This window comes from Jejuia sp. G7-7 (assembly GCF_055808955.1).
The window spans coordinates 1692103-1706742 of the sequence record NZ_JBVVSZ010000001.1; the positions used below are offsets into that span (position 1 = coordinate 1692103).

6 protein-coding genes are annotated in these 14640 nt (G+C 31.3%); 1 reads left to right on the forward strand and 5 read right to left on the reverse strand.

The window, feature by feature from the left end; translation table 11 throughout:
* Nucleotides 1–114: 114 nt before the first annotated feature.
* A complete protein-coding gene (guaA, locus tag AC0L5U_RS08325; protein ID WP_473415787.1) occupies nucleotides 115–1650 on the reverse strand; it encodes a glutamine-hydrolyzing GMP synthase in 1536 nt (511 codons plus the stop codon).
* A 178-nt stretch (nucleotides 1651–1828) separates the two neighbouring features.
* On the opposite strand from guaA, the gene AC0L5U_RS08330 reads away from it, so the two are divergent.
* A complete protein-coding gene (locus AC0L5U_RS08330) occupies nucleotides 1829–3682 on the forward strand; it encodes a tetratricopeptide repeat protein (RefSeq protein ID WP_473415788.1) in 1854 nt (617 codons plus the stop codon).
* On the opposite strand, the gene bshC is transcribed toward AC0L5U_RS08330, so the two are convergent.
* The 4 genes from bshC to AC0L5U_RS08350 all read right to left on the reverse strand — a co-directional run bounded on the left by bshC (nucleotide 3677) and on the right by AC0L5U_RS08350 (nucleotide 14537).
* Nucleotides 3677–5278, reverse strand: a complete 1602-nt coding sequence (gene bshC / locus AC0L5U_RS08335; RefSeq protein ID WP_473415790.1) for a bacillithiol biosynthesis cysteine-adding enzyme BshC — start codon at nucleotides 5276–5278, stop codon at nucleotides 3677–3679. The genes AC0L5U_RS08330 and bshC overlap by 6 nt on opposite strands.
* Before the next feature lie 71 nt (nucleotides 5279–5349).
* Entirely contained in the window at nucleotides 5350–6057 is a 708-nt protein-coding gene (locus AC0L5U_RS08340) for a hypothetical protein (protein ID WP_473415791.1), read from the reverse strand.
* Nucleotides 6054–11774 (reverse strand): T9SS type A sorting domain-containing protein, encoded by a 5721-nt coding sequence (locus tag AC0L5U_RS08345; protein WP_473415792.1) that lies wholly within the window; start codon nucleotides 11772–11774, stop codon nucleotides 6054–6056. Before AC0L5U_RS08345 ends, AC0L5U_RS08340 begins: the two co-directional genes overlap by 4 nt.
* Before the next feature lie 33 nt (nucleotides 11775–11807).
* Nucleotides 11808–14537, reverse strand: coding sequence for a T9SS type A sorting domain-containing protein (locus AC0L5U_RS08350; protein WP_473415795.1), 2730 nt, complete (start codon nucleotides 14535–14537; stop codon nucleotides 11808–11810).
* Nucleotides 14538–14640: the final 103 nt, after the last annotated feature.

Here is a 14640-nt window from a genome sequence, read left to right on the forward strand (position 1 = left end):
ATGTACTATTCGGTTACAATACAGCAAACATTCAAAATGTTAAGTACACATAACATGCCAAAATCTAACTATATAACTAAATAGACACGTTTTTATTCTAAAAAACACATACGTTTATTCCCACTCAATTGTTGCAGGTGGTTTGGAGCTAATATCGTAAACTACTCTATTAACGCCTTTTACTTTGTTTATGATATCGTTTGATGTTTTTTGTAAGAATTCATAGGGTAAGTTTACCCAATCCGCAGTCATACCATCAGTACTTTCAACAGCTCTAAGCGCGACACATTTTTCGTAAGTACGCTCATCTCCCATAACACCCACACTATTTACAGGTAGTAACATAGCACCCGCTTGCCAAACCTTATCGTAAAGTCCCCATTCTTTTAATCCATTAATAAAAATAGCGTCAACATCTTGAAGCATACTTACTTTTTCAGCAGTAATATCTCCTAAAATACGAATTCCTAAACCTGGACCTGGAAATGGATGGCGTCCTAATAACTCTGGATCAATCCCTAATGTTGCACCAACACGTCTTACCTCATCTTTAAAAATAGCACGCAATGGTTCTACAATTTTCAATTTCATGAAATCAGGCAATCCTCCAACATTATGATGACTTTTAATAGTTGCCGATGGTCCCCCAGTTGCCGAAACACTTTCAATCACATCTGGATAAATAGTACCCTGTGCTAACCACTTTACATCATCAAGTTTATGTGCTTCATCATCAAAAACTTCAATAAACGCATTACCAATAGCTTTCCGTTTTTTCTCTGGGTCTTCAACACCTTTTAAAGCTTCTAAAAATCTATCAGAAGCATCAACGCCTTTTACATTAAGTCCCATGCCTTCATATTGATTCAAAACACTTTCAAATTCATTTTTACGAAGCAAACCATTATTCACAAAAATACAATAGAGATTTTTGCCTATGGCTTTATTTAACAAAACCGCTGCTACTGTAGAATCTACACCTCCAGAAAGCCCTAAAACAACTTTATCGTTTCCAACTTTTTCTTGAATAGCTTCAACAGTTTCCTCAACAAAAGATTGTGGTGTCCAGTCTTGTTTTAAACCAGCAATGTCTACCAAAAAGTTTTCTAAAACCTGCTTCCCATCTGTGGAATGATATACCTCAGGATGAAATTGAATAGCGTAAGTCTCTTCTCCATCTATTCGGTAAGCAGCATTTTCAACATCATGTGTGCTTGCAATTAATACGCCATTTTCTGGTAATGCTTTAATAGTATCACTATGACTCATCCAAACCTGACTTCCAGTATGGATATGTGCTAAAAATGGTTCGTTACCCTTAATAAAAGACAAATTAGCACGACCATATTCACGTGTATTGGATGGTGCAACTTCTCCTCCTGAAAAATGTGCTAAATACTGGGCACCGTAACAAACAGCCAGCATTGGAAGTGTACCTCTAATCTCTGACAAATCAGGATGCAAAGCATCTTCTCCTCTCACAGAATTTGGACTCCCAGATAAAATTACAGCTTTGTAATCTTCTATGTTTTTTGGAATTTTATTGAATGGATATATCTCGGAATATATGTTGAGTTCCCTAACTCTACGCCCAATAAGTTGTGTATATTGAGATCCGAAGTCTAAAATAAGTACCTTGTCATGTTGCATGCGCAAAAATAGGAATTGATTTTTATTGACACATGTAGATTAACTGTTTTTTAGACACTTTTTTAAACATTTTTTGTGAATAACTAATAACACAATATTCAAATCATTTTATGCGCTATAGACTTGATTCACAAATAATAATGAACTATTTTTAACAGCAATCAACCACATTTTCAAAATGAAACGCTTTTACTTGTTCCTTTTAACCCTATTTACTGCCAGTATTTTATGTTTTCAAAATGACAAAAAAGCTGATAGTTTAATTCAAGTTTATAATACACAACCTGAAAGTATTGAAAAAGCAAAAACAAGTCAAAAACTATTTCATATTTACAAACATAAAAATCCTGACGAAGCATTTAAACACGCAAAATTAGGTTTAGCGCTTTCAAAAAAAATAAAATATGAAACTGGTATTGGTTTAGGCTATCTCAATCTGGCATATTATTATAGATATCTTCCAAACCTAGATTCTACAAGGCATTATTTTAAAAAATCAGTTAGCAAGCTTTCTAAAATTAAAAATAAAAAAATGCAATGGGTGGCGCTTAATGAGTATGCAATTTTCGAAACCATTCAAGGTGATTTTGAAAAAGCTTTAAATTTAGCCGATGATGGTATAAAAGTAGCCATTGCCCTAAAAAACGGCGCACATTTAGTTGATAATATTCAGCGAAAATCAACCATTTACATGGATATTGGTAACTTTAAGTTGGCCATGAAAGAAGCATTAAATGCATCCAGAATTTTAGACACAATAGTCCCAGAAAATAAAGTAGGTAAAGCTATTGCGTTAGGAGACATTGGCAGAATTGAAATGCTAAGAGGAAATTATGATGAAGCTATAAAACCTCTACAAGAATCTTTACAAAAGTTTAAAGATTTAAAAAATGATTTTTGGATCGCCACCATGGATATTGAACTTGGTAATTTGTATTGGTATCTCAAAAATTATGATACTTCTTTAGAATATTACCAACATAGTTTAGCTATTGCAAAAACTATGAAACGTGATGATTTTATTGCTTCTAACTTATCTAATATGGCTGGTATATTTTCTAAAAGAGGTAACCATAAAAAAGCCTTGGAGTTGCTATTAGAAAGCCATGAAATAACTTCGAGAATAGGCTCTACCAACAATGTAATTATTAGTTATAATGAAATTGGAGATGCGCTTTACAGAAATAGTAAATTCAAAAAAGCCATTCCAAATCACACTCAAGCAATTAAAATGGCAGATTCAATGGGCTTATTAGACCTTTTAGAAGATGGTTATAGAAAAAGATCTTATGCTTATGAGAAAACGGGCAATTATGCAAAAGCATTAGAAGACCAAAGACAATATCAAATTATTCATGACAGTATTTACAATGAAAACATTGCAAAACAAATAGATGAATTAAAAACCCAATACGAAACAGAAAAGAAAGAGCAACAAATTTTATTGCAAAAAAATGAAATTGATATTTTAGAACAAAAAGGAGAAATAGATACACTCTATAAAATTCTATTAGGCTTAGGTTTAATAGCATCTCTGATAGGTTTTTATGCATTACGCCAAAAATTAAAAAGCAGTAAAGCTGAAAAAGAAAAACTAAACCTAGAGTTAGATTTCAAGAAAAAAGAACTTACCACCCATGCTTTACATTTGGCTAAAAAAAATGAAGTGTTGGAAAACTTAAAACAGCAAGCCAAAGAATTTAAGACCTCAGAAAATTCTCAAAAAGGATATAACCAATTAATTAGGACTATTAATTTTGATTTAAAAGACGATAATAATTGGGAAAACTTTAGTCGTTACTTTGAGCAAGTTCATAAAGATTTTAATTCTAATGTAAAACAGAAATTCCCTGAAGTTACTTCTAATGAGTTACGATTAATGGCGCTATTAAAAATGAATTTATCTTCTAAGGAAATTGCCAATATTTTAAATATTTCTCCTGAAGGCATTAAGAAAGCCCGTTACAGGTTACGAAAAAAATTAGGGATTACAACTGAGGATTCTTTACAAGACTTGGTTTTAAATTTATAAAGTCAAAACAGAAAACTCTTGATGTAATGGTTTTAAACTTTTAATGAGACAAGGAATAAGAGCATCTCCATATTCCAAATAAAACTCTGAGAAATTAGCATTTCGTTCTTGTAAGCTACCATTAGGGAATAGCTCATTTTGAATACCTGTCATTCGTTTAACCTCATCAGATAATTTCTTTTTTTGAGCGCGCAACAATCGCTTTTCAAGATTTTTGAGTCCTTTTAACTGTTTAACTTCTTGAGCTTTCACAGAACCTCTAAAAGATTTATCGGTTTGTTCTGCGAGTTTGTACAAATCTTCAAATTGTAGTTGTAAATGTTTTTCTTGAGAAGAAAAATCAATATCAATATTAGATATTTCTCTAACTTTTTTATTAATAAAAGAATGCTGTTTTAAAAACAAATCTTCATTTGAAATATTTAGATTTTGAAGTTTTTTATATTGCTTTTCACTTTTAATCAGTACTGAATTTCGAAGTAGCAACATAGGAAAAGTTACATTTACAGCATCAAAATAATCTTTAAGTTGCATCCAATACGCTAATTCTCCTCCACCTCCAATGTAACATAAATTAGGTAAAATCACTTCTTGATACAACGGACGCATAATTACATTAGGTGAAAATCGCTCAGGCAACTCTTTGAGGTGTTTTAGTATCTCACTCTTACTCCAAGTTATATCTGTATTTACAACTTTATAAATGGCGTCTTCATAAACTATACGTTCTCTTAAACCTTCCTTTATGTAAAAAAGATTAATCTCTCTTGGGTTTACTTGAATTTTATAATCTTCAGAAATATGTGATAATGCTTCATTAGTTTTCGAAACTGAATTATATGATAATTGCTTAAGCAATTCTGTTTCAACATAAGGGATAAACAATCGTTTTAAACCTACATCATTGGCATCAACAATTACTAACCCATAATCTGTAAATAATGCATTAGCCAAAAATCGAGTTGCATCAGCAAGATTTTCATGATTTAAGTAAGCATTTTTAAATAGTGTTTTTAAAGTATCTGCATTATTTCCAATTCCCAAATCTTTATTAAAAAACTCTAAAACCTCATCTAAACCTTTGGTTGATAACTCTCCAACGGCTCCACTTGCAGTTCTATTCCATTGAAATTTTTTGCCTTTAAAATTGAAATAATTAATCTCATCAAAATCATGATCTTCGGTCGCCATCCAATATACTGGCACAAAATTGTACTCTGGATATTTTTCTTTTAACTCTTCAGAAAGGTTTATTGTAGATACTATTTTATATAAAAAATAAAGTGGCCCTGTGAATAAATTTAGCTGATGTCCAGTAGTAATTGTAAATGTATTTTTAGAACTTAAACTTTTAATATGCTGAAGCGTTAATTCTGAGGTATCAATATTTTGATATTGTTTTTTTAATGCTGAAACTAAAACTTCTCTAGAAGCTTCAGGAAATGAAGATTGTTTCTCCACAATCTGTGCTTTAAAATTTTCTAACTTAGGAAACCGATTATAAAACTGTTCCAAATCAGATTTCTGATCTAAATAATCACAAATTAAAGCTGAAAAGTATCCTGTATTTTGAAACGGTAAATATTCTTGCTGCATATTTTAATTAAAAACACGTAAATATACAGTTATTCAAATTTTTAAAATCTAAAAATTAAGTTAACTATTTCCTAAAGCACTCGAAACTGAAAAATGCCCGATTCTGAAGTATTACCAATTGCATCTTTGGTTACTATTTTCCAATAATAAATAGTACCTGATGTTATTGCTACACTCAATTCATTTGTGGTAAGATTGTTTGCATGACTATTTGGATTATTAGAAGTCCCAAAATATACATCATAACCTACAATATCATTATCAACATCACTACCAGTCCATTGTAGCATAACATTTGTTCCACTTACCGTTGCTGCCATAGTTGGCGCATTAATTGTTGCTGGAAATGGCGCATAAGTTTCAACTCCCGGGCCAGCATTGTAAAATTTCCAAGTTTCACTTTGCTCTGTTTTTGTTCCCGCAGTAGATTCTACATACCAAGAATATGGTGTTGCTCTATTTATAACTACACCTATTTTACTTCCAGTTGTACTTTCTTGGATGGAAGTGCCATCTACTAAATTTGTAACGTAAATAGTATAACTTTCTGCAATTTTACTAGCTTCCCATTCAAAAAATACGGTGCTTTGAGTTGGTGTCATATTTGCCCCTAAATTACATAAACCATCTTCATGTGGAAACTGTAAATTAACCATTAAAGGCGAATTTGGATTTCCGTTTTCATCTGGATTTTCTTCTGAATTTATATCATCAGAAGCATTTCCCCCACAACCAAAACAGCACAAAACAAAACCTATTATATATATTAGCTTTTTCATTTTTTAACGATTTTAAAGGTAGATATTGATGTTTTTGAGCTTATATAAAGTGTATATAAACCAGATGCAAACCTCTCCGTTTTAATATTTAAAGTCCTAATCTCATTTTCAAAAATAGTTTTAGAATATACCAACTGCCCTAAATATGAATACATATTAATTTCAATTTTTTCATCATCAATATTTCCTATATAAATATTGACTTCATTTTGAAAAGGATTAGGATAAACAAACATTTCATCTGATATCAAAATAGTTTCTTCATGAGTACCTTGACATGGTAAATCAGTTGAAAATTTGATAGTATTCTTACCGTTTTCTAGCTGCAACGTAATCTGAGAGTCTGAAGTTGTAAATTCTAAACCATTGAAATTTATAGTGTAATTGGAGCTTCCATTCATTTCAAAACTTACTTCTTTTCTAGTATTGCGCTTTCCCGTAATGACTTCTAAATTTTCTGGATGATTAATGACTATATCAAAACAACGTTGAAAATTTGGCAAATCATCAGAAGTGATACATAACCTGTAAGTTCCTGCTAGAAGATTTAAAATATTTATGCCGTTAGTAAAAATATAATCTCTGCTAAAATCATCTCCCACTAAGCTAGCTTTGTACTGATAAAGCTCTTTTGTGGTAATATTGATTTTTCCATCATTATTATTTAAACAGGTTTCTCCTGTAATTAAAATGGTAAAATTATCTTCTGGCAAAACAGAAAAAGGACATCCAAATAAATCTACAGCCTCTCCAAATGGTGTTCCTGGACATGCATCATCTGCATTAGCAACACCATCGTTATCTGCATCATCACAAATAGTTTGATAACTCGCAGAAACATCTTTAAACCAATTATCATAATCGCCATTTGTGTTGGAAATAATTTCAACTGGATTATCTACCAAAATACAACCTAAATTTGGATTGTTGGTTGCATTAAACGACCTTAATATGCTGTTTGCTCCGTTTTGTAAATTCAAATTATCTTGAGTAAATGCATTAGACGAACATAATAATTCAGTCAACTTATTATTTACCGTTACATCAAGAGCTGTAATTTGATTAGTTGAACAGTTTAATCTTTGCAAATTACCCAAGAGCATCACATCTAAGGTAGTAAACATATTACCAGATATATTTAATTCGATAAGCTCTAAATTTGAATCTAAATTGATTTGTGTGAGACTATTATTTGAAACATCTAACACCCGTAAATCAGTTTGGTTTGAAACATCAAGTATAGTTAATTGATTTCCTGAGGCATTTAGGTTACTTAATAAAACATTATCACTTAAATCTACTACTGCAATGGTATTATTTTCAAAGTTTAAACTTGTAAGTGCTACAAAATCCTCTATTCCTGTTAAATCTGTTATTTCACTCTCCTTCACACTTAAAAACGAAACTCTTTCAATATTTGAGGTTAGCACGTAATCATCAAGAGGTGCAACATCGTATCCTAGGTTAATTAAGGCTTGTTCAAAATTATCATCTGGCACATAGGTTTCTCCAAAATGACATTCAACAGCATATTGAGCAGTTGCATCTTTTACCCATGTAACTCCTCCTGGTGCTGCACCATTATCAGTTTGTATACAACTTAAAGTTGGATTATTTTGAGCATCTAAATTTAAAAGGCTAGGGTTCTGACCGTTCTGTAAATCTAAAACCTCTAAAAGATTAGATGCACAACTTAAACTGGTAAGTGCAGTATTGGTTGTAAAATCCAAATTCTCTAGACTATTACTATCACAATTAAATGTTTGAAGCGTAGGTATAGTACTTGGTATAAATTCTAAAAAATTATTATTCGAAATATCTAGGTTAATAAGACTTGTATTTGCTGTTAAATCTAATTCAGACAACATGTTTCCCGAAGAATCTAAAATAGTTAAACTAGTATTGTTTGAAATATCCAATTCAGTTAAATCGTTATTTGAAATATTTAACTGAGTTAAATTTTGAGTTTGACTTAAATCAACTTCAGTTAAGGTGTTATTTGAAACATTTAAAATTTGAAGTGCATCAAAATCCTTAATACCTGTTAAGTCTGCAATAGCATTCCCACTTACATTTAAGTCTGTTATTACTTCAATTATTGCAGTTGGCACATAATCATTTAAAGGACCAACATCATAATTCAAATCAATTAAGGCTTGTTCAAAATTATCATCGGGCACATATGTTTCACCAAATCTACAATCTATACTATACGATGCTGTAACATCTTTAATCCAATTTAAACCAATATTATTTTCATCATCAACTTGAATACAGGTTAAATTTGAATTTGAAGTAGCATTGAATGTTAGTATGCCACCGTTATTTCCGTTCTGAATGTTAAGAAACTCTAAGTTATTGTTTGACACATCTACTAACAAATTATCTGGACAGACTTCTTGCGAATTATCATGTGGACTAGGACATACTCCTGTTCCCATAGTACTTAAATCGAAATCTCCAGTAATCATATTATTACTACAATTAAAAGTTCTTAATTGGTTTAAATCGTTTGCCAATGTTAAATCTGTAATAGTATTGAAACCTACATTTAATTCTATTAAATCAGAATACATACTAACATCTAAAGTTGCGAGTTCATTATTAGAACATGATAAAAATCGCAACGGCATAATAGTATTTAAATCTAGTTGAGTAATTTGATTAAAATCGCAATTCAAATTCTGAACATTTGTATTACTTAAGAGATTTAATTGTGTTAATTCATTTTGAGATACATAAATCTGCACTAGATTGGTATTTGCAGAAAAATCTAAAGCTGTAATTTCATTATTACCTAAATCGATAAAATTAAGATTAGTGTTAGAATTTGTATTTAATTGAGTTAATGTATTAGACTTCGCATTTAAATATTCTAAGCTTTGATAATTCCCAATCTGTAGTGTTCCTAATTCGTTACTAGCACATCTTAGAGTTGTTAAACTGGTATTATTTACAGCAATGGTTATTAGGTTATTGATTTTATTACTATCACAATTTAGCATCTCCAAATTTCCGTTTGAACTAATATTTAAATTAACCAGATTATTATTGGAGCAATTAAGCTCCAGAAGCATCGTATTTCCTATAACATTTAACACATCTAAATTATTATCTGCACAATCAAGTTCTTCTAAATTAGGATTTATTGAAGTATCTAAATCAGCTAAATTATTATTAGCACAAAACAGTTTTTGCAAACTTACTGTCCCCGTTGTATTCAAAAGGCCATTAGCATTTGCTGTATTATTTGTTAAAAAATAATTTGAACTACAGTAAAGCTCTTCTAGATTTACCATGTTACTCACATCCAAATCGTTTAGGTAGTTATTGCTACAATCTAAACTTTGCAAAAGGGAAAAACTCTGAATACCTTCTAAATTTTCAATTTGCCTATTACTAACATTTAAGGTTTGCACATGCTCAATATTAGCAGTTAAAACTTGATTATCTAATGCCCCAAAATCTAAGCCTAAATCAATTAAAGCTTGTTCGAAATTATTATCAGGAATTACCGTAAAACGATTTCCGAGACAGTTCCCATTATATGCTGCAATGGCATCTTTTAGCCATCCTGCAGGTATGTTTCCAACCGTAGCATCATCAACATTGATACAAAATAAACTAGGATTATTTGTTGCATTTAAAGTAACTAGATTTACATTATTTGTATTTTTTAAATCTAAACTCTGTAAGCTATTATCATTACAAACAACTGAAATTAAATTTGTGTTTAAAACTAGAGATATATTCTCAATTAGGTTATTGGAACAATTTAAAGTTTGAAGTGCCAAATTATTTTCTAACTCTAATAATTCTATGACATTGTTAGAACAATTAAAATCTTGTAATAAGGCAAAATCTTGAATTCCAGTTAAATCTTGAATACCTTGTCCAGAAACATCTAAAACTAACAAACCATTAATATCTCCAGTAGGCACAAAATTATTTAGGGTATTATCAGAATCTATTCCTTGATTAATCAAAGCTTGTTCAAAATTATCATCAGGCACATAAGTTCCACAAGCCATATTATAATTAGCCATTGCATCTTTTTGCCACCCAACTGCAGCATTAGCGTTAGCCACATTATCTACTTCAATACAAAAAAGATTTGGATTATTTATAGCATTAAAAGCAGTAATAGCCACATTGTTTGTATTCTTTATATTTAAAGTAAACAAATTATTATCGTTACAGATAATACCTGTCAATAGGGTATTGGAAGTAAGATTTAAGCTTTCAATTGAGTTATTTGCGCAATTAAGATTCGTTAATTGCACATTACCATTTAAAATAAGTTCAACTAAATTATTGTTAGAACAATTTAAATCCAGCAACCCTGTATTTGCCAAAAGACTTATTTTATCCAAATCATTTTGAGAACAATTCAGTACAGTTAAAGCTGTATTAGCATCAATATCTAAATTAGCTAAATCATTATTAGATATATCTAAATCGTTCAAATTTAAATTAGTACTAAAATCAACTTCAGTTAAATTGTTTTGAGATACGTTTAGATTAATTACTGCACTAAAATCTTGAATTCCTTCCAAATCATTTATACCAATATTCTGAACATCTAAATCGGTAACCGTCTCAATTTTCAAGGTAGTTACCAAATTATTATTAGCAATACCATCACCTAAACTAGAAGCATCTCCTAACGGAACTAATCCTCCAGCAGCATTATGAGTCTCTAAATAGTCTTCGAAATTATCATCCGGAACATAAGTAAAATCATCAGCACATCCTGTTTCTCCAAAGTAGGTCCAATCGTCTTTTATCCATTCAGACGGAGCAGAAAAACCTGCATCTAACTGAATACAAAACAGATCTGGATTGTCTTGAGAGTTAAAGGTTGTTATTAAATTATTAAACCCGTTAACAAGATTCAAACTAGACAATCGGTTTCTTGAAACATCAACAGAACCCAATCCTTGACAAATTGTAAGCGGATCGGTTTGCGGATCTGGACAAGCCAAAGTGTTGCTATTTGTTAAATCTAATGCAGTAATTAAATTATTAGAAACATCAATCGTTTTTAAAGAAGTATTAACACTCAAATCTAAAGTTGAAATTTGATTTGAAGCACAAAAAAGACTCTCTATAAGCGGATTACTATTAACATCTAAAACACTCAATCTATTATTTGAAACTGCAAGCAACGTTAAATCTGTATCTTGACTTACATCTAGAGTTAAAATTTGATTATTAGAACACGTTAATTTTTGCAATTGAGGATTATGAGCTATGTTACCGCTTTGAAGCTCTAAAACCGTAAGTAAATTTCCAGAACAATCTAAGGTTTTTAGATTAGAATTTGAACTTACATCTAAATCACTCAATTGATTTAAACCACATAAAAGTGATGTTAAATTTACATTTGCAGATACATCAAGTAAAGACAACTTATTGTTACTACAAATAAGAGTCTCTAAGTTAACAAATGCCTCAACCCCTGAAAGATCACTAATATTTTGGTTATTTACATCTAATGAAATGACATCTGAAATTCTGTTGGTAAACACCAAACCATTATTGGCTATACCATCTCCCATACTTGTATCATCACCAACATTTACCTGTGTACCATCTTCAGCATGTGTTTCCAAATAGTTTTCGAAATTACCATCAGGAATTGCCGTGGTTTGAGACCAAGTGTAAGATATTGATAATGCAAATATTAAAAAGTAGACTAACGCATTTTGTTTCATAGTACTAATATTTGATGTGTTACAATCTGCTTATTAATGCTTTTTAGCTGAAACTTCTTTGTGGTAATGCATTTGTTGACTAAACTTCTTTTGAAGTTTTTCAATAATTGTGTTTTTAAAGTTAGGGTCGTTTTTAATTTTCTTCCAGAAGGCATTTTCTTCTAAATCGATACCGCTATCTGCTAATTGTTTTTCGGCAAATTCGAAACCAGCTTCAAAATCCGCGCGTTCTAACTTAAAATAAATAGCTTCTCCATGTTTTGTGTCTACAATTTCGTATGGTCTTTCTTCGTGGTTTTTTATCTCTGCTTTGGCAACTTGCTGTTTAGAAACCATAGATCCGCTTTCAATATTAGAAAGCTTAAGTAGTATTTGCGATATTTGGCCCTTTAACTCAGATATTTGAGCCTCTTGTACATCCACTTTTTGTTCTAACTTTTTTATAATTGGGTTATGATCGTTATTATTTAAACCTACGGCCACGTTGATAGTATTAAACCCAGATACATTAGGGTTAGCTTCCCAAGCTATACCAACTATTTTTTTAACGTTTGATGATGTAACATTAGATGGTTTTAGAGCGATTCCTATACCATCATTTTTACCACTTGGTATAATATAATCTCCTATATCAACCTTACCAAAAACCTTTACAGGTACTTGTCCCATAAAAGCAACTTTCTCATAATAGCTTATATTTTTTTCTGGCATATTACCTAAAACAATAGGTTTTAATGAAACCACCATAGCTTTTTCAGCATGCATAGTCCTTTTAGAAATTTTTCCTCCTTTTACACCCACAATATCACCGTAGGTCATCTCATCACTCGGGTTTTCTCTTTCTAAATATTCAGCATAATCTCCTGCACCTGAGGCGTAAGTCACACCCTGATAAGTATCTTTATTATTATTGTAAACCACCTTATTGTTAATAGAATTTGCAACGGCAATTGAAGCACTAACACCTTTACCCAATGCTAAAATAGAATTACCAATAGCCGCAGCAATTGGACCAGGACCAGGACTTACAACACAAGCTCCTAAACCTGCACAAGGCCTTACATCAGCTAATGCCGCACCAAGGGTTGCACCAGCAATAGCTGCATCAATAAGCGCAAAAGCATAATCTGAAGCACCATCAAAAATATCATAGTTTAAGGATCTTTGATCAAACCTATAATCGGCATTGTTTTCGAATTCTGATGGAATTTCTCCTTCAATACGCCCCCACATATTATTATCATCCCAAAACGAAACAAAATTATTACCATTTCTTCTATTGCCATTAATTTTTATAGCAATTCCCTGCGTACTCCCTTCTACTAAAACTGGATAATTCCCTCTAATTAAACCTGGATCGTTTTGCGCTTGCGGCACTCCATCTGCATTATTTGCATAGGCAATAGCAGCTGTATGTACCGTAGATTTTAGTACAATTTGTTGATTAGAATCTACATTAAACTGTCCTATTAAATTTGTAGTGCTATTAACTTGCAATGAATTAGCCTCTAAAGCATCAAATGTTGCTTGCCCCTTAGCTTCAAAATCTTGAACTGTAGTTTTACCAATAACATCTAAAGTACCATTAAGTAGAGTTGGTGCATCAATATCAATTCCAGAAGCACCATTCCCAACAGTTAATGAACGCCCTAAATTTGTTTCTCCATCCACAGTTAAATCTCCAGTTAAGTTAGCAGCATTACCGCCATCAACCAGTAACGTACTATTCAATTGAGTAGGCCCACCAACAGTTAACTCTCTATTCAAAAATGTATCATCATCTACATCCAAAGTACCTGTTGCTGTTATGTTTCTATGGGCAACGTAAGGAACATAAGTCAGTTTTTCAATATTCATGAAGACAAATCCATCTCCATTTTTAAAGTCAATTTCTACTTTTAAAGACTTTGGATCTCCATTCCAATCAATCTTCTCAAACTTATCGTAATTCCCAGCTCCAATAATTAGGTTAATTCTACCAAACTCATCTGTAGTTGTCGATTGTATTTCTGTAAACTCCACCGCACCACTCCCAGGTGCAATAATCGAGAATTGAATATCTACTTCTGCACTTGGCAAATAGTTACCTTCAGAATCCACTCCAGGTAATTCTAAAACATCAGGCGCTATAATTACTGCTTGGTAAGAAATACCTTCTGTTTGTGCAAATGATTGTATTGTAATAAAAAGAAATAAAATTAAGGTAGTTATACGTTTCATAACAGGTTGGTTTTTATGGGTACTATATTTTAATGAGTTTTGAATTAAAAGTTTTCCGTTTGAAATAGCTTTTAATATGTAAGAGCCCGTTGAGAGGTGTTTAAGATTAAGTATGATATACTTTTCTGGTGAAAATAATTTTGAATAGATTAATTTCCCACTAACATCAAATAACGATATTGTAACTTGTTTTTCTAAAACTTTATCGAAAGAAACAGTAACAGATTCTCCAAATGGATTTGGATAAACACTAGTATTTAAACTATTATTTATTGAACTTTTTACAACCTCAATAGTTTTATGAGGTTGTTGAAATCCTTGTCGTAGATAGTAGCCATTTCTTGAAGAAGTGCCTATAACACTAGATTGTCCAATGCTTTGATTTACTCTATATTGCCCTTTAGAAGTATTTATCGTTATTGAAGAACCTCCGACACCTATATTAGAGCGTATTATTCTATAAGCCTTTTCATCATTTTCATTTTGAGCCTGAACTGCAGTTCCAATACTGAAACCGAGCATTACAAACACTACTATTTTCATTTGTATTATTTTCATTTCTTTCAAATTCAAGCACTAATTTTTAACTAAACTAAATTAATTAAGAGTAATATACTAGAGTGTCCATTGTTTGTCCACCCTTAAA